This is a genomic window from Hymenobacter glacieicola (assembly GCF_014640315.1).
GTDB lineage: Bacteria > Bacteroidota > Bacteroidia > Cytophagales > Hymenobacteraceae > Hymenobacter > Hymenobacter glacieicola.
Genome location: NZ_BMGS01000001.1, coordinates 663,537 through 689,759 on the forward strand (window position 1 = coordinate 663,537; position 26,223 = coordinate 689,759).

Below are 26,223 nucleotides of genomic sequence, written 5' to 3' on the forward strand. Positions count from 1 at the left end.
AGTTCAGCCACCGTTTTGCAAAACTACGGCCACACCTGTCCCAGGTGCAATTGCGCCGGCTAAAAGGCCATAATGTTATTCAGGCTTGCCCAGCCAAAAGTCCCGTCCTCAGATGGCGTCGCCAGAGAGCTTAGTAGTACGCTTCGGCAGCTTCCCAGTGCGCTACGTCGGGGAGGGGAGCCCTAAAGCACATTTCCTCCTTGGTTACGGGGTGCTGAAACTCCAGCTGGCGGGCGTGCAAGGCAATGCTGACATCGGGCAGGGGAGCCAGAAACCCGTACTTCACGTCGCCGACGATGGGCGTGCCCAGACCGGAACTCAGCTGCACCCGAATCTGGTGGGGCCGGCCGGTAATGGGGTTCACCTGCACCAGCCAGCGCGAACCGGCCTGGCCCAGCACCTGATAGTCCAGCTCCGATTTTAGGCCCTGGCCGTGGCGCTCGGTGTAGGCCTTGGTGGTGTTGCGAATAGGATCCTTGACCAGCCAGTGGGTGAGGTGGCCGGTGGTTGGCTCCGGACATTTGCCGGTCAGGGCCCAGTAGGTTTTGTGCACCTTGTTGTCGCGGAACATTTCGTTCAGCCGACTCAGGGCCTTGCTGGTTTTGGCCAAGGCCACTACCCCACTCACGGGCCGGTCGAGGCGGTGGGCCACGCCCACGAAGGCGGCGCCGGGCTTCTTATACTTGAAGCGCAGGTATTCTTCGGCCTTGGCCGAAAGCGGCTCGTCGCCGGTAGCATCGCCTTGCACGAGCAGGCCGGCCGGTTTGTTAATGATGAGTAGGTGGTTGTCTTCGAACAGAATTTCCTTCCGCTCCGACCACAAATTCGGACGATTCACTTGTAAGGAATTACTAATTAATAATTAGTAATCAAGAATTGAGAAAGCGCTTTGAAGGCGTAAAAACGCGGCAAAGTGGGCAAAAGCAATCCGAATTAGTAATTATTAATTACTCATTATTAATTAAGATCAATACGCTTCATCCTGGCTTGGGAAGTCGCGGGACTTTACGTCCTGGATGTAGCGCTGCACGGCATCGTGCATGAGGTTGCCCAGGTCGGCGTAGCGGCGCAGGAAGCGGGGCTTGAACTCCTTGGTAATGCCCAGCATGTCGTGCACGACCAACACCTGCCCGTCTACGTCGGGGCCCGCACCAATGCCAATAACCGGAATGGTGAGCTTAGCGGCTACCTGCTTGGCCAAGCTGGACGGTATTTTTTCTAGCACGAGAGCAAAACAGCCGATTTCTTCTAGCAGCAGGGCATCTTCAATAAGCTTTTGCGCCTCGGCTTCTTCTTTGGCCCGCACGGTGTAGGTGCCAAATTTATAAATACTTTGGGGAGTTAGGCCCAGGTGGCCCATCACGGGAATGCCCGCCGTCAGAATCCGGGTGATGCTGTCCTTGATTTCGGCCCCGCCTTCCAGCTTGATGCCGTGCCCCCCCGATTCTTTCATGATGCGGATGGCCGAGCGCAACGCCTCCGAGGAATTGCCCTGGTAGGAGCCAAAGGGCATATCCACCACCACAAACGCGCGCTTTACGGCGCGTACCACACTTTGGGCGTGGTAAATCATCTGGTCCAGGGTAATGGGTAGGGTCGTTTCGTGGCCAGCCATTACGTTGGAGGCTGAGTCGCCCACGAGGAGTACATCCACGCCTGCCCCGTCCAGAATCTGCGCCATGGAGAAGTCGTAGGCCGTGAGCATGGATATTTTCTCACCGCGCTGCTTCATGGCCAGCAGCTGGTGCGTGGTCACGAGTTTGACTTCTTTGTGCTGAGACATGGAGGTAGGGTCTTGGGAGGCTAGGAACGTAGAGACTTGAGTGCCGGGCAGGCGGTTACTGGCCCTACCGGAAGCCAAAGCTGCGTATTTTTTTAGAAAAAAGACCGGCCCCGCACCGCCCGGACCATACAGCCAAGACCCTAAGACCCCAGGCCCCATAACCTCAATTAATAATTGAGGAAGGTTTTGTTACGGCTCAGCTTCAAGTCTTGGAGTAGCGACGACTTGGCGGCAATGGTTACGAAATAGCCGCGGGTAGGCCCAAACGGCCGCCAGTTGCCGGTAATCTGCCAGCAGTGCAAGTCTTTGGTAATGTCCAGGTTCGTGAAGGCCGGGGTTTTATTCACGAAGTCGTAGTTGGTACTGAACCCGAAGCGTAGAGTTTCGGTAAGCTTTACCGAGCCGTTTAAGTTAAGCGAGGCCGCGGTATAGGCACTGCGCCGGATGCGGTTTCCCCGTGCGGGCAGCGGGCCCTGGTCGGCGTACGACAAGGTAAAGGTGCTGCTCAAATCCCACGGAATCGAGAAGTCCACGTAATCTTCGTATGGGTCGATGCGGGTAGGCGAGCCCAAGGATGGGTCGTTGACGGGGGCTACGTCGCGGCGAATCGTGGACTTGCGGTTGCCCTGGCTGGGGTTAAACTGGTAGCTCAAGGAGGCGTTGGCCGTGGCCAGGCGCGCCAGCCGAAAGTTCTTCTGCTGCCACAAGAAGCTATTGATGGGGCGACTCAGGGAATCCCGCTGGTAGAAGTCGAAGTTGCCATTGATGGTTACGCCCAGCTTGCGCGCCACCTGGGTGTGGAAGTTCACCTGCAACGGGTCCAGCTGGAACGAGTCCTTCACGAAATCATACCCCGTGCTGAAGTCAAGCCCGTCAATGAGACTGACTTTCTTGAATGGGGTAGTGCCGGTTGTGTCCTCGGAGTTGCGCACCTTCATTTCCACCGAGTTCTGTAGGAAGAAGTTTAACCGCCGAGCCTCCGTGGTTGTGGGCGGGGCATACAGGGAGTTACTGTAGCGTGGAAGCAAAAAGCCCCGATTGTCTCGGTAAACCTGCCCTTCAGAATATAGTAGGCCAGTTAACGGGTCCCGCAGGCCTTCCAGCTGCACGCCTTGGAAAGCGGGGTCATCCCGGCGAGGGGCTGGGGAGTAGTTAAAACTAAGGTTCGGCGTCACTTTGTGTCGAAGCGCCTGAATTTTGTGGGTGCCTTTGCGCACCACGGTGCCATAAAAGGAGGTGCTGAGGTTGGCCCCGGCCGTGAAGTTGTACAGGCGGTTGAACTGCCGTACTGTATCAATCCGCAGTGCCCGGGCTTCGGAAATGTACTCGTAATCCAGCTTCTTGAAGTACCAGTTCTCGCCGTAAGTAACGGTTGGGTTCAGGTTGATGTGCTTCAGCAGAGTGTAGCTGCCCAGAGTAATGCTGAAATTGTGCTGCATGCCATTCTGGGAGTTGCGCAGCAGCTTATCGAGGTTGTTGAAGCGAATTGGGAGTAAGGAAATCTGGTTGGAGCCGCCAATCAGGGGAATGGCGCCGCTGTTGATTTGGCGCGCCGGCAGGGAGTTTGACAGCCGGTTCTGGTAGCGCAAATCATAGGAAAAAGCCACCTGCTCGTAGAATCTGCCCCTCGACTCCAGCCCCAGCAGCTCATACACGTACTGGCGGGCCAGGCCCACGGTCACGTCGGGCAGGGTAAAGTCCATGGTGCCCGATTGGGTGTTCTGGCTTTGGCTGAGGTTGAGGTTGTAGTTGATGGGTAGGTTCCGCAGCTGCTTGGAGTAGCTGATGTTCGACTGAAACGCCGGCGTGAGGTAGAGGCGCTGGTTGTAGGAGTTCTGCCGGAAATAGTTGCTGCTGCTAACGTTCACGTTGGCCGAAAACCGGCCGCCGCCCGGCCGAGTTACCGGCGTATGATTCCAGGCCAGGGCGAAGTTGCGCGAGGAGCGGGGAATGTTATAAGCCGGGTTGGTATTGGCATCAGTAGAACCCAGTAAGCGCTCAGTGGGCTGGGAGCTGTAATTGAAGTTAAACAAGCCACTGTAGCGGTAGCGCGTGATGTACTGCACCTCCGCCGTACCGCGCCAGCCCCCAAATCGGTCGGCGTTACCGGAGTAGATGTCGCCGGTCAGGCGCACGCCAATGTGTTCGTTGGCCGCCCAGTAGTAGCCGCCGTTGCGCAGGAAAAAGCCCCGGTCGGCGGCCTGGCCAAATGTGGGGATGATGAAGCCCGAGGCGCGCTTGTTGCTTTTAGGGGTAGGAAAGTAGCCAAACAAAAAGCCCAGCGGAGTAGGGATGTCGCCGATAACTAGGTTGAACGGCCCCGTCACGACTTTCTCGCCGGGAATCACCTTCATCTTGGAGGCATTGATGTAGAAGTGCGGATCTTCGAGGTTGCAGGTAGTGTAGCGTCCGCGCACCCCGAATAGCTCGTTCCGGTCGTTCTTTTTAATGGTTTCGGCGTGCACGTAGCCTTCGCCCTGCTGGGTCACTACGTCGGTGATGCGCCCGCGCTTGCTCTTTAGGTTGTAGTCGATGCGGCCGGCCTGGTAGTTCTGGGAGCCCTGCTTAAACAAGGGACGGTCGCGCACTTTGCCCGTAGAGTCGGCCCGGCCCTCGGCCGTTACCAGGTTGCGGCTGTAGTCTACCGTAATCAGGGCCGCCTTCAGGTTCATGTCGCCGTAGTCCACGTCGGCCTTGTCGTAGAGGATGGCGCGCTTATTCTGCACCTCAAACCGGATGGAGTCCTGGGCCTTGTACTTAACGGTGGTTTCCACGGCGCCCTTGCGGCCGCCCGCGGCCACGTTCAGCGAGTCGGGCGTGCCGCTCACCAGCCGGGTCGTGTCGGTGCGGACGGGAGCATCAGGCTTAGGAGCATTCAGAATTTGCGGACCCGGCCGCACATCTTTCGGTACGCTGCTCGTGCGGGGGCGCTGCTGGGCCAGCCCCGGCCGCAGCAGGCCCAGGCTGAGCAGTAGCGTAAACAGCAGCGGCAGCCGCACTAGCGGCGAAAGCGCACTCCCCATAGAATTGTACACAGGCACGAGTGGGGCCACGTAGTTTTTATCGTTTATTTTGTGGCGGTTTGCAAAGGTAGCTGGTCGCTGCCCCAACTAACGAACTCCGTGCGGAATATTGTCGCTCTGGGCACGGTGGCCCTGTTATTTCTCGCCGGCCCTACTACTTCTTTCCCCCCGCAGGCTTCGGCCGGGAGCGGGCAGCCCCCGTATCGGTACCGGCTGCGCACCGTTGTGCTCGATGCTGGCCACGGCGGCAAAGACCGGGGCTGCGCCGGCGTAAAGGCCCGGGAGGCCGACGTGGCCCTGAAAATAATTCTGGCCCTGGGGCGGCAGATCGAGGAAAACATGCCTGAAGTGAAGGTGGTCTACACCCGCAAAACGGACGTGTTCGTGGAGCTGGCCGACCGTGCGGGCATCGCCAATAAAAATAACGCCGACCTCTTTATTTCCGTCCACTGCAATGCCAGCTCCCCGGCGGCCAACGGCACGGAGGTCTGGACCATGGGCCCGCACAAAACCGACGCTAACTTGTCGGTGGCTAAGCGCGAAAACGCCGTCATTCTGCAGGAAGACAACTACCAGGAGCGCTACAATGGCTTCGACCCAACGTCGCCCCAGAGCCACATTTTGTTTTCCCTCTACCAGAGCGCTCATATTGTGAACAGCATCCGGTTTGCCCAGAAAGTTGACCGGCAGTTCCGCACCACAGTAAACCGGCCCTCGCGTGGCGTAAAGCAGGCGGGCTTTCTGGTGCTGTGGAAATCCACGATGCCCTCCGTGCTGATTGAGTCCGGCTTCCTGACCAACCGCCAGGAGGAATTGTACTTGAACGATAAGGCTAATCAGTCGTATATGGCCTCGGGTATTTACCGCGCCTTCCGCGACTACAAAAACGAGCTGGAAGCTAACAGCGGAGAATAACCCGTCCGGGGCATATGCAACCGGATAATCTACTTCCGATTCCGACTCCCTCTCCAACCAACTGCTGACCCCGTGTCGAAAGAAATAAAAGTAGCCCTGTTGGGCATCGTTGCTGTCGCCTTGCTTGTCGTGGGCTTCAACTTTTTGAAGGGCAGCAACATCCTGTCGACGGACCGTACATTTTACGCGAAGTATGACAACGTGGACGGCCTGAACGTGGGCAACCCCGTCATTCTGAACGGCATCAAAGTGGGCCAGGTCAAGGAAATGACTCTGGTACCAGAGGAAGGCAACCGGGTGAAAGTGGCCGTGGAGCTGCAGAAGGGTGTCACCGTCGGCGACTCCACGGTGGCTAGCCTGAGCGGCTCGCTGCTGGGCTCGAAAACCATTACCCTGTTCCTAGGCAAGAATACCAAGGTCTACGACGGCGGGGAGGAGCTGAAGTCGTACACCGTGGCCAGCATCACCGACGCCTTCCAGGCCAAGGCCCTACCCGTGCTGGGCACCGTCGACTCGACCCTGATTAAGGTGAATGGCTTCCTGAACAAGGACGCCAAAGTAAGCCTGCAGGCTACCCTGCAGAACGCCCAGGGTAGCACCGAAGCCCTGAAAAATCTGCTCTTGATGAACCAGCGCAACATCAACCAGATTACTACCAACATGGCCCGCCTGACCGGAGAGCTGAACAAAACCAGCGCTAAGTTTGACCGGATTGCGGCCAACTTCTCTACCCTCAGCGACTCGCTCAAGAACGCGCCCGTGGGGCCGGCCATGCGCAAGCTCAACGCCACCATGTCGGAAGCCCAAAGCACCATGACGACCCTGAACCGCTCCCTCACCGACCAGAAGGGTTCCCTGGGCAAGCTCATCAGCGACACGCTGCTCTACAACAACCTCAACGCTACGGCCGCGAGCTCCAATACCCTGATTAAGGACCTGCAAGCCAACCCCAAGCGCTACGTGCACTTCTCAGTGTTCGGGGGCGGCAAAGACAAAACCAAAAAGGAGGTGGAAACCACGACGGTAAAGCCCAACGGAGCCGTAACTGAAACCGAAACGAAAACGACTGTCAAGTAGGTATCTGCCGCAAACGGCAATCCTCTTACCTTTGAATCCGCCCCGCGAGGGGCGGATTTTTTTGTTGCCCCACCTACTAATACTTGTCTGTCAGCCTGAACCTCGCAAAGCGCCGAGAATACGCTGGAACATAGCCTGTGCACTCAGTTATGAGGTCACGGGCTGGGCTTGAGCTGACAGAACGAACCGCCACCCCACCCATTCCCACCCCATGAACCTCGAATACAATAAAAACGAAGACAGCATTAAGCAGCTTACTTTTCAATTGCAGCAACGCTTGCAGCGCGTGGCCCTCGGGGGCGGCGAAAAGCGCATTGCCGCCCACAAATCCAAGGGCAAGCTCACGGCCCGGGAAAGAATTGATTACCTCCTGGACAAAGACTCGGAAACCGTCGAAATCGGGGCCTTTGCCGGGGAGGGCATGTACCAGGAAGAAGGCGGCTGCCCCAGCGGCGGGGTAGTGGTAGTTATTGGCTGGTTACAGGGCCGTCAGTGCGTGGTAGTGGCCAACGACGCCACCGTAAAGGCCGGGGCCTGGTTTCCGATTACGGCCAAGAAAAACCTGCGGGCCCAGGAAATCAGCATCGAAAACAAGCTGCCCATCATCTACCTCGTCGACTCGGCGGGGGTATACCTGCCCATGCAGGACGAAATCTTCCCCGATAAGGAGCACTTCGGCCGCATCTTCCGCAACAACGCCGTGATGAGCTCCATGGGCATCGTGCAGCTGGCCGCCATCATGGGCCCCTGCGTGGCCGGCGGCGCCTACCTGCCCATTATGAGTGATGAGGCCATGATTGTGGACGGCACCGGCTCGGTGTTCCTGGCGGGCTCCTACCTCGTGAAATCGGCCATTGGCGAAACCATCGACAACGAAACCCTGGGCGGGGCCACCACCCACTCCGAAATTTCGGGCGTTACGGATTACAAGTTCCAGACCGATGAAGAGTGCCTGGACCACATCCGCAACATCTTCGACAAGCTGGGGGGCCACGCTACCGCTGGCTTCTCGCGCAAAGCGCCCGCGCTACCTAAGGAAGACCCCCGCGAAATCCTGGGCCTCTTGCCCGCCGACCGCGCCAAGCCCTACGACATGATGGACATTATCCGTCGCCTGGTAGATGACTCGGAGTTTGAGCCCTATAAGGACCTCTACGGCCAGACCCTGCTTTGCGGGTTGGCCCGCATTGATGGCTGGGCCGTGGGCATTGTGGCCAACCAGCGCAAAATTGTGAAAACCAAGAAGGGCGCCATGCAGATGGGCGGCGTTATCTACAGTGACTCCGCCGACAAGGCCGCGCGCTTCATCATGAACTGCAACCAGAAGCGCATCCCGCTGGTGTTCCTGCACGACGTGTCGGGCTTCATGGTTGGCTCCCAGTCGGAGCACGGCGGCATCATCAAGGACGGGGCCAAGATGGTAAATGCCATGGCTAACTCCGTGGTGCCGAAGTTCTCGGTGGTCATTGGCAACTCCTACGGGGCCGGCAACTACGCCATGTGCGGCAAGGCCTACGACCCGCGCCTCATCGTGGCCTGGCCCACGGCCCAGCTGGCCGTAATGAGCGGGGCTGCCGCCGCCAACACCCTGCTCCAGATTCAGGTAGCGTCCCTGAAAGCCAAAGGCGAAGTCATTACGCCCGAGGCGGAGAAAGAGCTGCTGGACCGCATCAAGGCCCGCTACGACGAGCAGCTCTCGCCCTACTACGCCGCCGCCCGCCTCTGGATTGATGCCATCATTGACCCGCTGGAAACCCGTAAAGTCATTTCCCAAGGCATCAGCATGGCCAATCACGCGCCCATTGAAAAGGCGTACAATGTGGGCGTGATTCAGGTGTAATTATTATATGATTCCTTAAGTGTCTGCATAAATGAAAAAACTGTCCACCATCACAGTTTATTTACTTGCTCTCTTCTTCTTTTCGGCTGCAATTACCGGTATAGAATTGGAAGAGAAGATGTTAATTGACAAAAAGGTATCGTTAAAAATCCCTAAAGGATTTGAGGTGATGCAAGAGCAAATGCTGAAGGTGAAATATCCATCAGAGCGTCGTCCGACTATAGTATATACCAACTCCACAGGAGGAATTAACGTCGCGTTAAACCTTACTATAAATCAAGCTAGTCAGGAGTTGATACCTGCTTACCAGGAAAACTTACGTCAAACTTTCGCGAAGCTTTATCCCTCAGCGAAAGGAGTAAGAAGCGGGGTAGAGGAAGTGAATGGCAGGAAGGTGGCATTTATTGAGTTGGTGACACCGGCAATTGACAGCGAGATTTATAATCTGATATTCCTTACGGATGTAGATGGTAAACTTCTGCTATGCACTTTCAATTGCATGGTTAAAGACCAAGTAGCTTGGCAGCCAACAGCCAGAGAGATTATGGCTTCCTTAAAGGTGACGAAACTTTAATTTTTGCCGCGGCCCGCCAGCACTACCCGGTGCGGCGGGCCAATTTCGTTTCAGATACTGTAGTGCCGTACCTTTGCCGCCCACTTAAACCTCCCGCCCCGCGTGACTGACCCAACTGCCTCTGCTTTCGATAAAGCCCGCACGGGCCTGTGGGGTAGCCTGCAAAAGCACCTGAACGCCGTGTACGCCGCGGAGAAAGGCTTCTTGGCCGCTACGGCTTTCGTTGATGCGTTTCCGTTTTCCCCGGCGGCCACCAGTGAGGAGCAGTTGGCTACCTACCACGCCGCCCGCCTAACCCTGCGCGACCTGTACACCGACGAAACCGCCCAGCTCGACACGCTGGTAAAGGCCATCCGGACCAAAGCCTACGCCGAGGACGAGAAAAAGCAGCTCTACCTGCTCCTGCTGGGCTACATGGATATTGCCGCCGCGGCTTTCGAGCTACTCCACACCCACGTTCCTTCCCGGCAGCCCGAGGATGAGGAGCTGACAGCCACTACCGCCCGGTTTGAGCGGGTGCGCAAATTTGCCCGTCTGAACGTGAAGGGCCTGGCTGGACTGTTGGGGTAGGGGCAGAGCCTCGCAAGTAACCGGAAGCTGCTATATTCCGGCGCTTTAGCTTGCCTACCACCCGCGCCATGACTGCCGACTACCTGACCAGCGTCCGGAAACAGTTTGCTTACTACCAGCTGCTCGGGGAGCAGACCTTGGCCCAGCTGCCCGATGAGGCGCTATTCTGGCAGGTAAATCCGGAAAGCAATAGCATTGCCACCATTGTTAAGCACTTGTGGGGCAACATGTTGTCGCGCTGGACGGATTTTCTCACCACCGACGGCGAAAAGGAGTGGCGGCAGCGCGAGGCTGAGTTCGACAACGACCTGCGCAGCCGGGCCGAGGTGCTGGCCAAGTGGCAGGAAGGCTGGCAGTGCCTGTACGCCGCCCTGGATTCGCTAACTCCCGCTACGTGGGACCAGCCCGTGTATATCCGCAACCAGGCCCACAGCCTTACGGAGGCTATCAACCGGCAGCTGGCCCACTACCCTTACCACATTGGGCAAATTGTGTTTATCGGCAAAATGGTGCGGGCTGAAGCCTGGGAGTCTCTCTCAATTCCGCGGGGTAGTTCGGCGGCTTACAACGCCACCAAGTTTGCCCAACCTCCGCATCAGGCCCACTTCACCGACGAGTATTTAAACCCCGCGCCCCAGGCGTAGCGGCTGGCCGTCGTGCATTTTTTTCGGGCGTTGAAGCTACCCTGGTATTACCCTCGCGCCTACTTATTCCTGGGCTACCCCTTTCTTGCTTATCCTTTCTGTACTTATTTCCACCCACGCCATTACCCATGAGAAAAAGCCTGTTGACCATGCTTGTTGCTCTAGCGGCAACTGCCAGTAGCTACGCGCAAGACTATAAAACCGTGGTGAAAGCCATTGCTCAGGACAAGCCCAAGGCTCAAACTCAGCTTATGATTCTGGGCTCCTCGCACTTTGGGCAGGAGGGCTTCTACAAGGGTTTTCCCAAGGCCGATCTGCTCAGTGAGCAGCGCCAGCAGGAGGTGGCCCAGCTAACCAGGCAGCTGGCGAAGTTCAAGCCGGATATTATCATGATTGAAACCACCCCCGAGGAGCAGCCCCGCGTCGATAGTCTCTATACCCTCTACAAAACCGATAAGGTGAAGCTAGAGGACATTCCCTACGGCCGGGCCGAGCGGTTTCAGTTTGGCTATCGGCTGGGTAAAACGCTCCACCACAACCGAATTTTTTCCGCCGATTACTACGAGTCGGTTTCTAACCGCATCCTGACGAGCGGGGAGAATTTTGAGCTCTACCAGACGGACGCTGCCAAGTTTTCCGGCGTAGGCAAAGCGGCTGAGGCCCGGTTTAAAGAAGGCAACGCCACCCTGAAGGAATTCCTGCTGTTTATCAACGACCCAACGGTGCTGGATTTCACCTACCGGGTCATGTTTGTGAATCCGGCCCGCGTGAAAAACGGCACGTTCACCAACCCGCCCGCCCGGTACGTAGACACGGCCTACGTGAATAAGCAGTACATCGGGGCCGAGTACATTTCCATCTTCCACGAGCGGGATCTGAAAATATATTCCAACATCGTCACGACCCAACTGCGCGAAAAAGGCCAGCGCATTCTGGTAATTATGGGCCAGCGCCACGCGGCTACGCTGCCCAAGCTATTTGTCAATGATCCGGCCTATAAGCTCGTTCCCGTAAGCGCCTACGTGAAATAAGCTGCCCGGCCGACCAAGCTGCTTGGCTTGCTCTACCTGCTTGCGCAGCCGGCTAAGCTGGCCGCGGTGGTTGCTACCCCACGCGCAACCGCCTACCTGTAAGCGAGTCTGTCATCACCCGGCGCGGCTTCAAGTCGTAGAGACCGGCTACCCGTTGCAGCAGGGCTGTACCGTGCGGTTTAAGACGAAATGAACTGCCCGCAACGAATCCGATAGTAGCTGAGCTTTACATGTTGTCATTCCGAGCGGGAGCGAAGAAGCTGGATTACGCACAAGAAGATAATCCAGCTTCTTCGCTCCCGCTCGGATTGACAAAGAAGTGTCGAAATAATAGGTTGATAACTACCTCAGGTTCTATCCAGGTAGTGAAGTTGGGCTTCGGGTATATCTGCTCGTGGCTCGGCTACGTATCCCGCTAACGTTTACGTACGCCGATCCGCATGTCCGCCAGCCCTACCCCTGAATCTTCGTTGCCGCAGTTACGCGCCCACTACGACCTGTCGCAGCTGGAAATGTCGGAGTTGTTGGGCGTTTCCCGGGCGCTAGTGGCCTTAGCAGAAACGGGGCAACGCAGCCTGCCGCTGGCCGCTCGGGAGCTGCTACCTCCGTTGGCGCTGGTTAAAGGCACGGCGCCGGGCGCGCCGGCAGCAGCAAGCTACCCTTCCCCGCTTGCCGACTGGGAACCGCTGGCGGCGCATCAGAAGAAGTGCCAGCAGCAAGCCGCCCGGTTACGCCGCGAGCTGGTCCGGATGCAGGAAAAAGCCGCGCAGCACTATCAGCGCCTGCACATGTTACCTGATTTGTCGGCCAACCTGCCCGCTTCAGCTGACCGCCAGCGGGTGCAGGCCTGGGTTGAGCAGCGCCTGGAAGAAGCCCGGCGGGAGCTGCAACGCAGCGGTCCGGCCGCCCAGGCCCTGCTGGCCGTGCGCATCAAAGCCCTGGAATACGAAGCCGCCGAAGCCCTGCGGGAACTGGCCATGGCAGGCGCCCTCGGCCGCGGCAGCCGGTAGGCGGCAGGGTTCGTAGGGTAGTGTCCTTCGGGAGCAGGTAGGGGAGAGGGGCCAAACACCGCGCAGGTATTACCATGGAAAGCACCAGAACCGCAAGAAAAACAGCGGCCGTTGCCGGCACCCTTGCGTATAGCCTTCGGATTTAACCCCGAAGATTATGGCGAAGAAAACCGTCTCGGAAATAATAGTAGATACGCTGCAAGCCGCCGGCGTAACGCGGGTGTACGGCGTAGTTGGCGACTCGCTCAACGGTATCACCGAAGAAATCCGCAAGCGTGACGGCATTGAGTGGATTCATGTGCGCAACGAGGAAGCCGGCGCCTTTGCGGCCGGGGCCGAAGCCCACGTAACGGGCGCGCTGGCCGTGTGCGCGGGCTCCTGCGGCCCCGGCAATACCCACCTGCTCAACGGCCTCTACGACTGCCACCGCAGCCGCGTGCCCGTGCTGGCCATTGCCGCCCAGATTCCGAGCGTGGAAATCGGGACCCAGTATTTTCAGGAAACGCACCCCGAAAACACCTTCAAGGAGTGCAGCCACTACTGCGAGCTGATCAGCCACCCCGACCAAACGGTGCGCACCACGGAAATAGCCGTGCAAACGGCGCTTACCAAGCGCGGGGTAGCCGTCATCGTCGTGCCCGGCGACATCAGCCATCAGAAAACGGAGGCTTCGGAGCCGCGCCTGCCGGTGCTGCGCAGCAAAGCTACCCTGGTACCGGCCATGGAAGACATCCGGGCCGCCGCCGACTTGCTTAACCTCAGCGACAAGGTGACCATTATGGCCGGGGCGGGCTGCGCCGAAGCTCACGCCGAGCTGCTGCAGGTGGCCGAGGCCCTGGGCGCCCCGGTGGTACACGCCCTGCGCGGCAAGGAGTTCGTGGAGCCCAACAACCCCTACGACGTGGGCCTCACGGGCCTGCTGGGCTTTACCTCCGGCTACGAGGCGCTGATGGATGCCGATGCTATGCTTATGCTGGGCACTGATTTTCCCTACGCCCAGTTTTTGCCCCAGGAAGCCCGCACCGTGCAGGTGGACGTACGCGGTGAGCATATTGGCCGTCGGGCCCGGGTCGAGGTCGGGCTGGTCGGCGACGTAGCGGCTACGCTCCGGGTGTTGCTACCCTTGCTGAACCACAAGCAGGACCGCCGCCACCTGGAAAAGGCCCGGGTCAACTACCGCAGCACGCGCGACAACCTGGATGAGCTGGCCACCGGGGAGCCCGGCGACACCAGCATGCACCCCCAGTACGTAACGCGTCTGCTGAATGAGCAGGCCGCCGAAGACGCCATTTTCACCTGCGACGTGGGCACGCCCACCATCTGGGCCGCCCGCTACCTCCACATGAACGGACGGCGCCGGTTGGTGGGCTCTTTTAACCACGGCAGCATGGCCAACGCCATGCCTCAGGCCCTGGGCGCTCAGCTGGCGTTTCCGGGCCGCCAGGTAATTGCCTTGGCCGGCGACGGGGGCTTTGCCATGCTGATGGGTGAGTTGCTTACACTTCGACAGCTGAAGACGCCGGTCAAGATTGTCATCTTCAACAACAACAGCCTGGGTTTTGTGGAGCTGGAAATGAAGGCGGCCGGTATTCTGGAGTACGGCACCGAGCTGGAAAACCCCAACTTCGCGGCCCTGGCGGAAGCGGCCGGCGTACGCGGCATCCGCGTGGCCGACCCCGCCGACCTACACAACGCCATTGCGGAAATGCTGGCCCACCCCGGTCCGGTGGTGCTGGATGCGGTAGTAAAGCGCGCCGAGCTATCCATGCCTCCTACTATTCAAAAGGAACAGATGTTGGGCTTTAGCCTTTACACGCTAAAAGCCATTATGAGCGGCCGGGGCGATGAAGTGTTGGAACTAGCCAAAGCAAACCTGTTGCGGTAAGTAGGCCAGGTAAGTCAGGGGTAGCGCGACATGATAATTGTACCTCAAATCAGGCTGCAACCCAAAGCAAAAAGACTGTCTGGGAAGTTCATCAGTGAATAACGACGTAGGACAGCGTCTAAAGAGCTGAAAATGGGTAGCAGTCATTCTGAGCGTAGTGAGGAACCTGGGATACTTGTTCAACGCCAACTCCTACTCCTCACTACGCTCAGAATGACAGCCCGAAAGTTCTTGCTAATGGTAAGTTTCAAGAAGTACTGCCCTTATTCTGGTTAGTAGGCAGTGGGTAGTACGTTGAACAATCTAGGCCTTTAGCTATGTTAGTTACCGGTAACCGACGACACAGAAACCACCCCGGTTGCTTTTCTTTGCTCTTTCCCCTTTCTCAGGCTACCCGGAGCTAGCCTACTTGCTCGTTACATGACCAACAAAGAAATCAAAGCCCTCATCTCCCTGCTCGACGATCCGGAAATCGCCCCGCAGATTCAGGAGAAAATCCAGACGCTGGGGGAAAGCATCATTCCGTTTCTGGAAGAATCGTGGGAGGAAACCCTGGACACCCAGCAGCAGCAGCGCCTCGAAGACCTGATTCACCACTTGCAGTTCGAAGGCCTGCAGCAGCGCCTACGCGTGTGGCGCGACTCCGGCGGCGAAAACCTACTTGAGGGCATGTGGCTGCTGAACTCCTACCAGTACCCCGACGCGGATTTTCAGGTATTGAACCGGGCCATTGAGCAGTTGCGCTTTGAGGTCTGGACCCTGTTGCAGCCCGAAATGCACCCCGCCGACCAAGTACAAACGCTCAACCACGTCTTGTTTCGGGCCCACAAGTTTGCTGCCAACACCCAGAACTTCCACTCCCCGGCCAACTCCATGCTGCACCGGGTGCTGGAAACGCGGCGGGGTAACCCGCTCACGCTCTGCGTAATTTACTTGTTGGTAGCCCAGCGGCTGAAGCTGCCCGTGTTCGGCGTGAACCTGCCCAACCTGTTCGTGCTCACCTACCGGCCCGAAAGCCCCCTGGAGCCATTCTATATCAACTGCTACAACCGGGGCCTCGTGTTGTCCCGCACCGATATTGAGCACTACATCGGGCAGCTGAACCTTACGCCCAACGAAATGTTCTTCGAGCCCTGCTCCCACATTGACATTGTGCGCCGGGCCCTGCGTAACCTGCAGCTCAGCTTCGAGAAGCTGCAAGAGCCCGCAAAAGCCGCCGAGGTAGCTCAGCTGCTAGCCATCCTCGCCAACGAATCGGAGGCGGCAGACACGGATGGCAGCACCGAATCCGGGGACGAGTAAAAAGGCAAGTGCAGACCAACAACAAGGCCGCTGACGTTCATGTCAGCGGCCTTGTTGTTGGTAGTGAAAACCGGGTTGAGCCAAGTAACTTACTTGCTGAGGAATGCCTGAACAGCCGCCACAGCTTAGAATTTCTTGATTAGGCAGCCGGCGGCGCGTTTGTCGGCTACGCCGGCCGCGCGGCCGGCCAGCACGTTATCGAGGGCCTGGGCTAGGTAGTGTTCCCGCACGTAGCCTTCCACCTGCGGATTGTCATCAATGGCCCCCTTGTAACGCACGGCAAATCCGTCGCCGATGGGTTGGAGCAGCACGACTTCGGGCGTTTTGGTGGCCCCGAGCAGGGTACTCACTTTCTGGCCTTCGTCGGTGAGCAGGGGCAGGTCGGTGCCACCGGTGGTTTTGATTTTAAGCTTTTCAACGTCGCCGGCATCGGCGCTGGCCTCCAGGTTGATGGGCGCATTCACGAAGAGAAACTGCACGCCCTTGGCGCTGTATTCTGCATTCAGAGAGCTAAGCCGGCTCTGGTACAGCTTAGAGAAAGCGCAGGTAGGGTTCACGAACACCACTACCACGGCCTTGCTGCCGGCGTAGCTTTTCAGGGCTACCTCGGCGTTAGTGCTGTTCTTGAGGCTGAAATCGGCTACCGAGCGGCTACCCTGCGCGCGGGCTACCCCCACGGCCACGGTACAAAACAGCAGGGTGGCGGCGGTGAGAATGGAAAGGCGGCGAAGGGACATGGCAATGGTGAAGTAGTGAGATGGTGCAATGGGGAGCGTGAAATTCATGAAAAGCCGGTTGGCTATTTCACACCTTCACAAACTCTCATTTTCACCGATGGCGTAAGTTAAAACGTAGCCGGGAATTGAGCGCAGGTAGTGAATCTGGTGTTGGCTGCGGGAGTTTTCGAAGAGCAGGTGTCCCGTCAACACACCTGCCTCCCGCAGCTCAAACGGGGTGAGCAATAATTGCTCTTTAAACACCAGGCCCCGGCGGCTATGCAGCTTGTAGAGCGTCTCCTTGGCACTCCAGTAGAGACAATATTTTGCGGCATCGTCGCCAGCGTCGGCCTGCTCCGTTTCCGCTAGAAACCGGCGGGCCAACTGTTGCGCTTTGGGCCGTACCAGCTCAATATCTATGCCAACTGCCTCGCGGGTAGAAAGAAGCGCCGCTACCCACTCGCCCGAGTGAGAGAGGGACACCCCCGCCGCGGGCAGCTCGGGAAAGTAAGGGCGGCCGTTTGGGTTGTTGTGCAGGGTAGCGGGCGTGTCGTTCAGCTCACGTAGCAGCTGGTGAGCCAACACCCGCCCGGCCAGCCACTGCCGGGCCCGCAGCTCGTCGCGCCCATCAGGAAAGCGGGCCAGGTAGTGGGCCTGGGCCGGCAGCAGGGGCCACAGCTCCGGGACAGTTTCGGTGAGGTGCCAGAGGCCCAGCACGCAGGTCTGGGAAACGGGGGAGAGGGAATGCAGGGGCAAGCGGTAAAAAGATCAAGAAGTGAAGAAGTGAAGGTACACCTTCGGGGTAGAACTACTCGCTTAAGCTAAACTGCGTCTGGGTAGGGTTCGGGCGGTATCTTTGCGCACTCCTTCACTTAGTCACGTCATCCCTTGTCTTCCCGCCCCCAGGTTCAGAAACTCGCTACCCTTACCGGTCACCGCGACTGTGTGTACGCCCTAGCCGGCACCACCGGGCAGGAAACGTTTTACTCGGCGGGAGCGGATGGAATGGTAGCGGCCTGGAGCAGCGCGGCGCCGGCGCGCGACGGCGAGCTGGTGGCGAAGGTGGAAAATTCAGTGTATGCCCTGCTGCACCTGCCGGCGCGCAATCTGCTGGTGCTCGGCCATAACTTCCAGGGTGTGCAGGTTATTGACCTAGGCGAGAAAAAGCTGGTGTTTGCCACGGCCCTACCCGCGGCGGCCATCTTCGACCTGATCTATTCCGCGCGGCGACAGCGCCTGTACGTAGCCCTCGGCGACGGCACGCTGGCGGTGTTAAGCGCCGCCGACTTTAAAGTCGAGGCCCTGGTGCGGCTGTCCGAGAAAAGCCTGCGGTGCCTGGTCCTGCACGAGGAGCGGGGCGAGCTGGCCGTGGGCGGCTCCGATTGGCTGGTACGGGTGCTGGATGTGGATTCCTTGCACGTAAAGCACGTTATTCAGGGGGCCACTAACTCCGTATTCACGGCCGCGTACTCGCCCGACGGGTGCTACCTGCTTACGGCTGGCCGCGACGCGCACCTGCGCATCTGGGACGTAGCGGCCGGCTACCAGGAGCACCGCAGCATTGTGGCCCACCTGTTTACCATCAACCACCTGGCTTTTTCGCCTGACGCGGCCGTGCTGGCTACCTGCAGCATGGACAAGAGCATCAAGCTCTGGGACGCCCGCTCCTGGGAGCTGCTGCGCGTAGTCGACCGGGCCCGGCACGCGGGCCACGGCACCTCCGTAAACAAGTTGTTTTGGCCGGGAAGGCAGAATAGGCTAGTTTCGTGTAGCGACGACCGCAGCCTTGCGGTGTGGGAGCTGTCGGGAGAAAGAAGCTAGAAGTTAGGAGCTAAGAGCAGAAGGAAGAGAATACTTAGAACGGTTTCTTCCGCGCCAGCCTGATTACTACCGTTCTTTCTTCTAGCTCCCAGCTTCTCACTCCTAGCTTCTGAAAATGAAAATTACCGCCCTCGATATTCGGCAGAAAACCTTTGAAAAAGCCTTTCGGGGATTAGACAAGGATGAAGTACAGGCCTTTTTGCTGACGCTTTCCCAGCAGTGGGAGCGGATGGGCGACGAAAACCGGGAGCTGCGCCTCAAGCTCGACCACGCCACCCAGGAAGTGCAGAAAATGCGCGAGGTAGAAACCAGCCTGTACCGCACCCTGAAAACGGCCGAGGATACCGGCAACAGCATCACGGAGCAGGCCCAGCGCGACGCCCAGCTGCGCATCCGCGAAGCCCAGCTCCAGGCCGAGCAGCTGCTGGCCGATGCCCGCCAGAAGTCGCGCGCGGTGGTAGAAGACGCTTATCAGCAGGCTGAGCGCACGGTGGCCGAAATGCAGAAGGAGGTAAGCGGCCTGGGCCAGGAGTGCCAGCGGCTGGAAAGCCTGCTCGATGGGCTGACCCGCGACCTGCACACGCTGGCTTCCGATGCCCTGGATAAGGTAGAAAAAGCCCGCAATCGGCCGAAAGCCAGCACGGCGGCCATCCTTTCGCGCGCTGCGAGCGTAAAAGTGAACCGTACCCGCTCCGCGGACGATTCACCTCAACCTGACTCTCGCATGCACGTTTCCACTGCTTCTACTTCTTCCGCTGCTGCCGTTACCGGCGGGTCGGCTGCCTCTCTGGGGGGCGCGGTAGCGCCGGCTGAGCGTCCGGCTACCACTGGCTACAACCCCAAACCCGGCCAGCAGCCCGACCCCGGTGCCCCGGCCCAGCAGCCCGGCCCCGAAATTGAGCGTCCCGGCAGCCCCGGCGAAAACCCCGGCATCTCGCCCGCGCCCCACGTCGACCCGCCCGGCCCTACCCACGTACCGGAGCCCGACGCCCCGCGTGTGGAGCCGCCCGCGCCCGACATTCAGCCCATTGGCCCCAGCCACCCCGAAATCAACCAGCCCGCTCCCGTCACGCATCCTGGGCAGCCAAGCTTTGCTACGGCGGCTTCCCTGGGCGAAAAGTCGTTTTTTGACGAGCTGTAAGCTGACCGCACCACCTGTTAGCCTAGCACGAAGCCTGCCTTTCGGGGCGGGCTTCGGTGTTTTGGAGCCGGAAGCGCAAGCAGAGCCGAGGCCGGTAGCCCTCAACATCATTTCACTACTCACCACCTCACCACATGGGCCAGATTGCACTGGAAGGCATGGAGTTTTTTGCCTTTCACGGATACTACGACGAAGAGCAGAAGATTGGCAACAAGTACGGCGTTGACCTCTACATCGACACGGACCTGCACGCGGCCGGCGCTTCGGACCAGCTGCGGGAAACCGTGAATTACGAAGTGCTCTACCGGGTAGTGGCCGAGGAAATGAGCGCCCCGGCTCGGCTCTTGGAGCACCTGGGCCACCGGGTACTCGACCGGGTGCTGGAAGAGTTTCCCTACGTTGATGGGGTGCGGGTCAGCGTCTCGAAGTTTAATCCGCCCTTGGGAGGCATCTGCCACCGGGCCCGCATCACGCTGGAGCGCCGCCGTTAGCCGGCCGCTCACTTAGCCAAGAAACCAGCCCTAAACGGCTGGTTTTCTTTTTGCTGAAATATTATACGAAAAAAATCGTAGATTAAACTTGTATCTACGACGTGCTTCGTATATGTTTGGCCTACGAATTAGTTCGTAATATCAGTCCGGCCACGTTCCTGCGCGTAGGAGCCGCTGCCGGGCTCCGGCGGGCCCTGGGCCCGGTATTTTTCCTAGTACCGCTTTTCATTATTGCCATGAGTAAATCACCCCTTCCCAAACCTACTGAATCGGAGCTGGAAATCCTGCAAGTGCTCTGGCAGCACGGGCCGAGCACCGTCCGGTTCGTGAACGATGAGCTGAGCCAGAAGCGCGACGTGGGCTATACCACCACGCTTAAGCTGCTCCAGCTCATGCTCGACAAGGGCCTGGTGCTGCGCGACGACGACAGCAAAACCCACGTGTACCGCGCCGCCGTGCGCGAGGAAGAAACCCAAGGCTTGCTACTCGATAAGTTCGTGGAATCGGCCTTCGGCGGCTCGGCCATGAAGCTGGTGATGCAGGCCCTGGGCAACCGCCGCACTTCCCGCGAGGAGCTGGCCCAAATCCGGCGCCTGCTCAACGACATCGAAATTCAGAACGACACTACCCCACCTTCAACCGACGACGCCCGATGAACTGGCTTGAACAACTGCTGCCGCCCGCGCTGGTACGCGCCCTGGGCTGGACCTTAGTACACTCCTTGTGGCAGGGTGCCGTGGTGGCCCTGGCCCTGGCCGGCCTGCTGCTGCTGTTGCGCCAGCACAGCGCCGAGGTGCGCTACCGCACGGCCACCCTGGGCTTGCTGGTGCTCCTGCTGCTGGCCGGCGTCACCTTCGGCCGCTACTACACTGCCGCTACCCCCGCTCCGGACGCAGCAGTTGCGGGCGACATGGCCGGAGATGAAGCCGCGCTGAGCGCCGACGGACTAGTATCAGCAGCAACGACTGCACCGCAGGCGGCTGAAGTCGGTGGCACGGGCGCGGCGTCGGCAGTGGTTCTGACCACCGGGGTTCCGCGTGGGTTGCAGGTCTGGCTTACGTATTTCGACCAGAATATTCCGGCCCTGGTGGCGCTGTGGCTGCTGGGTTTGCTGGCCATGACGCTCCGCCTGCTGGGTGGGCTGGCCTACGTGCAGCGCCTGCGCCGCTACCGGGTGCAGCCCCTGGGCCAGGAGTGGCAGGAGCGCCTGGCCGCGCTAGCTAGCCGTGCTGGCTTGCAGCAACCGGTGGAGCTGCTGGAGTCGGCTTTAGTGCGGGTGCCGGTGGTAGTGGGCCACCTGCGGCCCGTGGTGCTGCTGCCCCTGGGCACTGTTACGGGCCTGAGCACGGCGTATCTGGAAGCTATTCTGGCCCACGAGCTGGCCCACGTGCAGCGCCGCGACTACCTGATGAACCTGCTGCAATCCGTGGCCGAAATCTTGTTCTTTTACCACCCAGCGGTGTGGTTTATCACGGCCTGCCTGCGCACCGAGCGCGAAAACTGCTGCGACGATGCCGCTACGGCCCTGGTAGGTGGCAACCCGCTGACGGTGGCCCGCGCCTTAGCCGCTTTGGCCGAGCTGAGCGTAGCACCCGAGCCAGGTAATCAGTTAGCCCTGTCGGCCCTGGGGCCCGATGGCTCGGTGCTGAGCCGGATTCGGCGGCTGGTGCAAGGCCGCACGGCCCCTACTTTTTCCGAGGGATTCTTGGCGGCTTGCGTGGTGCTGGGCGGTCTGGTGCTGCTGACTTCGGCCGTGGCCCTGGCTGATCCGCGCCCGGCTGCCGGCGCTGACTCGGATGGGGGCAGCCTCGCGCGCCTACCGTTTCTGGATGCCGCCGCCGATACTACCCGCAAGAAGAGAGAAGTACCCAGTGAGTTTGTGATTCCGGAGGCGGAGTTGCTCAAGCCCATGCCGTTGCGTGAGGAGGTTGCCGCCGAAGCGTCGGTGGCCGTGGCGCAAGAAATGGACGTAGCCGTTGAAATTCCGGAGGTGCCGGCCGCGCCGCTAGCCTTCGCCAGTGCTCAAGACGACGATGACGACGATAAAGGCAAGAAGCGTCGTAAGCGCACCCAGCAGGTGGTAGTGGTGCAGGAGCCGCGCCGGGGCCGCCCGGGCACGGTCGTTATTGAGAAAGACAAGAAAGGCCGCATCACCAACCTAACCGTCGATGGCGAGCAGGTGGATACCGGCTCTACCAGCAAGAAAAAAAGCAAAGGCACTGCCCGCCAGGTAGAAGTGATTCGGGTACCCGCCCACGGCGGCAACTGGAGCAACAACTTTCGCTTCGACGACAACTTTACCCGGTCCTTTAAGCTGCGCTCCAACGGCGAATCGGGGCAACACTTCACCTTCCGCGGACCCGACGCGGGGGAGGTAATCCGGCTGCGGCGTGATGCCGAGCGGATTTCGGCCGACGCCCGCCGGATGTTGCGCGAAAACCCCCAGTGGCGCGTGGAAATAGACCGCAGCCGCGACTTCTGGTCCGACGACCACGCCCAGGCGCGGGTGCGGGCGCTACAGGGCGCCGAGCGTTCCTTGCAACACACGCTGCGGGATGCTGACCTCAGCGCCGAGCAGCGCCGGCAGGTGAGCGAGCAGCTGGTACTAATTCAGAAGCAGCGCCAGGACGCCCGCGAAGACTTGCGCCAGGAGCTGGCCGAAGGCCGCTCCTTATCCGGTGGCGCTGAGCAGCGGGCGGAGGAAGCCGCTGACCGGGCCCGGGAAGCAGAAATGCGCCGCCACGAGGCCGAAATGCGCCGCCTGGACGGGGAGATGCGCCGCCATGAATCCGACATGCGCCGGCACGAGTCGGAAATGCGCCGGATTGAATCGGAGGGCCGCCGCCGGGAAAGCAACGAGACGGAAGAAGCCCTGCGTCGCGAGCTGCGCAAAGACGGCCTGATCAAGGACGAAAACAACTTCCAGTTCAGCCTCAATACCACGAGCCTCACAGTGAACGGCAAAAAACAGTCAGCCGCTCTGCGCGACAAGTACCTGGCGCTGGTAGAAAAGCAAACCGGCCGCAAGCTGGGCCCGAAAAGCACGTTCGGCATCAACCGCCAGATTTCCAGCAATACCACCGTTCAGGGTCAGGTAGCGCCGCCGCGCCCCCCTCGGGCTCCCCGGGCCCCGCTGGCTCCATCGGCTCCGTCGGTTCCGGCGCCGCCCGCCCCGAACGCGCCCCTGCCGCCCGCTCCGCCCAAAGCTCCCAGCGCCAACTCCGATGAGGTGCGCGCCGAGCTGCGCAAAGACGGGCTGCTGGGCGCTACGGAGAAGGCTTATCAGTTGCAGCTCAACGAATCAGGCCTAACGGTAAACGGGCAAAAACAGTCGGCTGAGCTGGCCGAAAAGTACCGTCGCCTGCTGGACGTGCCCGCCAGCAACGGGGGTAAAACGCGCAGCAATATTCAAATTTCGGTGAGTGAATAAGTAAACCAACAATGCCTCCGGCCGCCGCTGCAACGGCGGCCGGTTTTTTTATAGCCGATTCTGAATACAACGAGGCAACGGTTCCGGGCTGCTCCGCATCTATTGCAGCATTCCGCCGGCCTGCCCGGCCCCGTTACTTCGTCCTGACGCCGCTTACCCCCAGCCGGTCGTCGGGTGTTTTGCCCACCCCGTCACCCTACCCGCTTGTCTTATTTTTACTCCCGCCTTCGCGCCGTGAATTGCTGCCGTGTGTTCCTGCTGGCTTGCCTGCTATTGGTCTGTGGCGTTGCGCAAGCCCAAACCCCAACTCCTCCCACGGCCGCTACCGTAGCCACGGCTGCGGCCACGCCGGCCCCCAAGCGCCAGCTGCAGGCCGTGCGCATTACGGAGGCCATTAAGCTCGACGGCGTGCTCGACGAAGCCATTTGGCAGCAGGCGCCTATTGCCACGGATTTCATACAGAACCGGCCCAACCCGGGCGTGCCGGAAAAGCAGAAAACGGAAGTACGCATACTCTACGATGACGCCAACCTCTACATCGGGGCCGTGATGCACGATGTGGCCCAGGACTCTATCATGCGGGAGCTTTCCCCGCGCGACGACGCCGGCAACACGGACTTCTTCGGCGTATTTCTGGATACCTACCACGATAAAATCAACGGCTACGGCTTTATCGTGACGACGGGCGGCGTGCAGATGGACTCGCGCTACTCCCCGGCCGGGGGCGAGGATTTCAACTGGAACGCCGTGTGGGACGCGCGCACCAGCATGCGCGGCACCGATTGGGTGACCGAAATGCGCATTCCCTACTCGGCCATTCGCTTCAGCAACGCCCAGGAGCAGCTCTGGGGCCTGAATTTTATGCGCCGCCGCAAGCGCGACAACCAGGATTTCTTCTGGAACGAGGTGAAGCCCGCCGTGGATGGCTTCGTGAACCAGTGGGGCGAGCTGCGGGGCCTGCGCGACATCAAGCCCCCGCTGCGCCTCTCGCTTACGCCCTACGTCTCAGCTTACGTCAACCACTACCCCTACAACGAGCAGGGAACCCGCAACACCAGTACCAGCTTCAACGGCGGAGCCGACGTGAAGTGGGGCATCAACGAAAGCTTCACGCTGGACGCTACCTTGGTGCCCGACTTCGGGCAAGTGCAGAGCGACAACCAGGTGCTCAACTTGTCGCCTTTTGAGGTGCAGTTTCAGGAAAACCGGCAGTTTTTCACCGAAGGCACGGAGCTGTTCAACAAGGGCAACCTGTTCTATTCCCGCCGCGTGGGGGCTACGCCCATTGGGTTTGGCAGCGTGGGCGGGCAGTTGCGCCCGGGCGAAATGGGCCCGGATGGGCAGCGCCGGCCGGGCGAGGCCATTGTCAGCAACCCTGGCGTCACGCGCCTGCTCAACGCCACCAAAGTCTCGGGCCGCACCAAGCAGGGGTTGGGTATTGGGGTATTCAATGCCCTGAGCAACGACGTATACGCCACCGTGCGCGACTCCGCGAACGGGCAGCAGCGGGAGGTGCTCACGCAGCCATTCAGCAACTACAACATCATGGTGCTGGACCAGAGCCTGAAAAACAACTCCTACGTTTCGCTCATCAACACCAACGTCACGCGCTGGGGTAGCACCTACGATGCCAACGTGACGGGCGGGCTGTTTCGCTTTGCCAACAAGAAAAACGCCTACGCCATTGACGGGCGGCTGGTGTACTCGCGGCGGCGCGGCAACGTGTTTAATTCCGAGCAAGCTATTGACGACCAGGACGGCTACAAGTACCAGATTGGCATCAGCAAAATCAGCGGCAACTTTACCTGGCAGGTAGGGCAGGGCATTGAGTCCGATAAGTACAACCCGAACGATTTGGGCATCCTGTTCGGCAACAACAACATCAGCCAGTACGTCAACTTCAGCTACAACAAGTACAAGCCCTTCTGGAAAGTCAATAACTTCTACAGCTGGTACAGCCTCAACCACTCGCTGCTCTACAAGCCCACGCGCTACCAGAACGCCAACATTGCGGCCGGCTTCAACACCACGTTTACCAAGAGCTTCCTGACGGTAGGAGCCAACTTCGACGCCAACCCCGTTACCCACGACTACTACGAGCCGCGCCAGTACCCGCTGGGCGACTATTACGTGCGTGTGCCGGCCAATGCCAACTTGGGCGGTTTTGCCTCCTCGGACTACCGCAAGAAGCTGGCCTGGGACGTGAATGCCGGGGTGCGCTGGTACGCCCAGGATGAGCGCCTCGTGCGCCCCCGCCGCATGGGCTACGGCTGGGCCATTTCGCCCCGCTACCGGGTTAATAACCAGCTGAATTTTCGCTATTCCCTCGACTGGAACCTGCGCCAAAACCAGATCGGCTACGTGAATGGCGACCTGAATACCAGCCTGCCCGACGACGCTGACTTCCGCCGCAACTACCCCACCGACGTGCTGCTGGGCCGCCGCCGGGTGCTCACGGTTACGAACACCCTGTCGGGAGCCTACACCTTCAACAACCGCATGTCGTTTACCATCCGCATGCGGCACTACACCAGCACCGTGAACTACCGCGACTTCGCCCGCCTGGGCCCCAACGGGCAGGAAACGCTAGTAGACTACCGCCGCAACCGCGACAATACGTTTAACGCCTTCAACGTGGATGCGGTGTACTCCTGGTGGTTTGCGCCCGGTTCTCAGGTAAGCATCGTCTGGAAAAACGCCAGCTCCAGCTTCCTGGAGGCCAACGAGGCTACTCCGCTCTACTTCAACAACCTGAACAACACCATCAATACCCCGCACAACAACAACGTGTCCATCAAAATCCTTTACTACCTGGATTACCTGATGCTCAAGCGTTTGGGCTCCAAGTCCTGATAGTTCGCTTACCCGATACCTGGCTAACATCAACAAGGGCCCACTTCCGGCAAGGAGTGGGCCCTTGTTGGTGATAGAACGTTCGGCAAGGGTGTGGCGCGGTCAGCAAGTGCGTAA

21 protein-coding genes are annotated in these 26,223 nt (G+C 59.6%); 16 read left to right on the forward strand and 5 right to left on the reverse strand.

The features are described from left to right. Positions 1-130: 130 nt before the first annotated feature. The 3 genes from IEW18_RS02830 to IEW18_RS02840 form a co-directional block, all read right to left on the reverse strand. Positions 131-838: an RluA family pseudouridine synthase gene (locus tag IEW18_RS02830; protein ID WP_188556284.1), complete on the reverse strand. Its 708-nt coding sequence runs from the start codon at positions 836-838 to the stop codon at positions 131-133. Positions 839-967: 129 nt separating this feature from the next. Then, positions 968-1,783, reverse strand: coding sequence for a 3-methyl-2-oxobutanoate hydroxymethyltransferase (panB, locus tag IEW18_RS02835; RefSeq protein ID WP_188556285.1), 816 nt, complete (start codon positions 1,781-1,783; stop codon positions 968-970). Between the two features lie 167 nt (positions 1,784-1,950). After that, positions 1,951-4,806, reverse strand: coding sequence for a putative LPS assembly protein LptD (locus IEW18_RS02840; RefSeq protein WP_188556286.1), 2,856 nt, complete (start codon positions 4,804-4,806; stop codon positions 1,951-1,953). A 99-nt stretch (positions 4,807-4,905) separates the two neighbouring features. Here IEW18_RS02840 and IEW18_RS02845 point away from each other — a divergent pair, with 99 nt between their 5' ends. From IEW18_RS02845 to IEW18_RS02890, 10 genes are all read left to right on the forward strand, one after another. Then, on the forward strand, positions 4,906-5,721 hold the full coding sequence (locus IEW18_RS02845; protein ID WP_373285692.1) for an N-acetylmuramoyl-L-alanine amidase family protein: 816 nt from the start codon (positions 4,906-4,908) through the stop codon (positions 5,719-5,721). Between the two features lie 72 nt (positions 5,722-5,793). Then, positions 5,794-6,798, forward strand: coding sequence for an MlaD family protein (locus IEW18_RS02850; protein WP_188556287.1), 1,005 nt, complete (start codon positions 5,794-5,796; stop codon positions 6,796-6,798). A gap of 211 nt (positions 6,799-7,009) precedes the next feature. Then, the gene (locus IEW18_RS02855; protein WP_188556288.1) at positions 7,010-8,638 is read left to right on the forward strand and encodes an acyl-CoA carboxylase subunit beta; all 1,629 of its coding nucleotides are present in this window, start codon (positions 7,010-7,012) and stop codon (positions 8,636-8,638) included. 31 nt (positions 8,639-8,669) lie between these two features. Beyond that, positions 8,670-9,212: a hypothetical protein gene (locus IEW18_RS02860; protein WP_188556289.1), complete on the forward strand. Its 543-nt coding sequence runs from the start codon at positions 8,670-8,672 to the stop codon at positions 9,210-9,212. 102 nt (positions 9,213-9,314) lie between these two features. Beyond that, positions 9,315-9,782: a hypothetical protein gene (locus tag IEW18_RS02865; RefSeq protein WP_188556290.1), complete on the forward strand. Its 468-nt coding sequence runs from the start codon at positions 9,315-9,317 to the stop codon at positions 9,780-9,782. Positions 9,783-9,850: 68 nt separating this feature from the next. After that, on the forward strand, positions 9,851-10,426 hold the full coding sequence (locus tag IEW18_RS02870) for a DUF1572 family protein (protein ID WP_188556291.1): 576 nt from the start codon (positions 9,851-9,853) through the stop codon (positions 10,424-10,426). A 149-nt stretch (positions 10,427-10,575) separates the two neighbouring features. Beyond that, positions 10,576-11,457 carry a DUF5694 domain-containing protein gene (locus IEW18_RS02875; RefSeq protein WP_188556292.1) on the forward strand — a complete coding sequence of 294 codons (882 nt, stop codon included), beginning with the start codon at positions 10,576-10,578 and terminating at the stop codon, positions 11,455-11,457. Between the two features lie 440 nt (positions 11,458-11,897). After that, positions 11,898-12,467, forward strand: coding sequence for a hypothetical protein (locus IEW18_RS02880; RefSeq protein ID WP_188556293.1), 570 nt, complete (start codon positions 11,898-11,900; stop codon positions 12,465-12,467). Between the two features lie 157 nt (positions 12,468-12,624). Next, positions 12,625-14,352, forward strand: coding sequence for a ubiquinone-dependent pyruvate dehydrogenase (gene poxB / locus IEW18_RS02885; RefSeq protein ID WP_188556294.1), 1,728 nt, complete (start codon positions 12,625-12,627; stop codon positions 14,350-14,352). Between the two features lie 420 nt (positions 14,353-14,772). After that, positions 14,773-15,654, forward strand: coding sequence for a transglutaminase-like domain-containing protein (locus IEW18_RS02890; protein ID WP_188556295.1), 882 nt, complete (start codon positions 14,773-14,775; stop codon positions 15,652-15,654). Positions 15,655-15,779: 125 nt separating this feature from the next. Here IEW18_RS02890 and IEW18_RS02895 read toward each other — a convergent pair whose 3' ends face one another. After that, positions 15,780-16,439, reverse strand: a complete 660-nt coding sequence (locus IEW18_RS02895; RefSeq protein ID WP_188556296.1) for a redoxin domain-containing protein — start codon at positions 16,437-16,439, stop codon at positions 15,780-15,782. A gap of 27 nt (positions 16,440-16,466) precedes the next feature. After that, positions 16,467-17,126 (reverse strand): 4'-phosphopantetheinyl transferase family protein, encoded by a 660-nt coding sequence (locus IEW18_RS02900; RefSeq protein WP_188556297.1) that lies wholly within the window; start codon positions 17,124-17,126, stop codon positions 16,467-16,469. Between the two features lie 132 nt (positions 17,127-17,258). Between IEW18_RS02900 and IEW18_RS02905 the strand changes: the two genes are divergently transcribed. The 6 genes from IEW18_RS02905 to IEW18_RS02930 all read left to right on the forward strand — a co-directional run bounded on the left by IEW18_RS02905 (position 17,259) and on the right by IEW18_RS02930 (position 26,106). Beyond that, positions 17,259-18,191, forward strand: a complete 933-nt coding sequence (locus IEW18_RS02905; RefSeq protein ID WP_188556298.1) for a WD40 repeat domain-containing protein — start codon at positions 17,259-17,261, stop codon at positions 18,189-18,191. A gap of 115 nt (positions 18,192-18,306) precedes the next feature. Further along, on the forward strand, positions 18,307-19,332 hold the full coding sequence (locus IEW18_RS02910) for a DivIVA domain-containing protein (RefSeq protein ID WP_188556299.1): 1,026 nt from the start codon (positions 18,307-18,309) through the stop codon (positions 19,330-19,332). 134 nt (positions 19,333-19,466) lie between these two features. Continuing rightward, complete coding sequence (gene folB / locus IEW18_RS02915; RefSeq protein ID WP_188556300.1) at positions 19,467-19,823, forward strand: dihydroneopterin aldolase; 357 nt, start codon at positions 19,467-19,469, stop codon at positions 19,821-19,823. Positions 19,824-19,939: 116 nt separating this feature from the next. Beyond that, a complete protein-coding gene (locus IEW18_RS02920; protein WP_308428037.1) occupies positions 19,940-20,479 on the forward strand; it encodes a BlaI/MecI/CopY family transcriptional regulator in 540 nt (179 codons plus the stop codon). Continuing rightward, positions 20,476-23,253 (forward strand): M56 family metallopeptidase, encoded by a 2,778-nt coding sequence (locus IEW18_RS02925; RefSeq protein ID WP_188556302.1) that lies wholly within the window; start codon positions 20,476-20,478, stop codon positions 23,251-23,253. Before IEW18_RS02920 ends, IEW18_RS02925 begins: the two co-directional genes overlap by 4 nt. A gap of 204 nt (positions 23,254-23,457) precedes the next feature. Then, entirely contained in the window at positions 23,458-26,106 is a 2,649-nt protein-coding gene (locus tag IEW18_RS02930; RefSeq protein WP_188556303.1) for a DUF5916 domain-containing protein, read from the forward strand. Positions 26,107-26,223 lie beyond the last annotated feature (117 nt).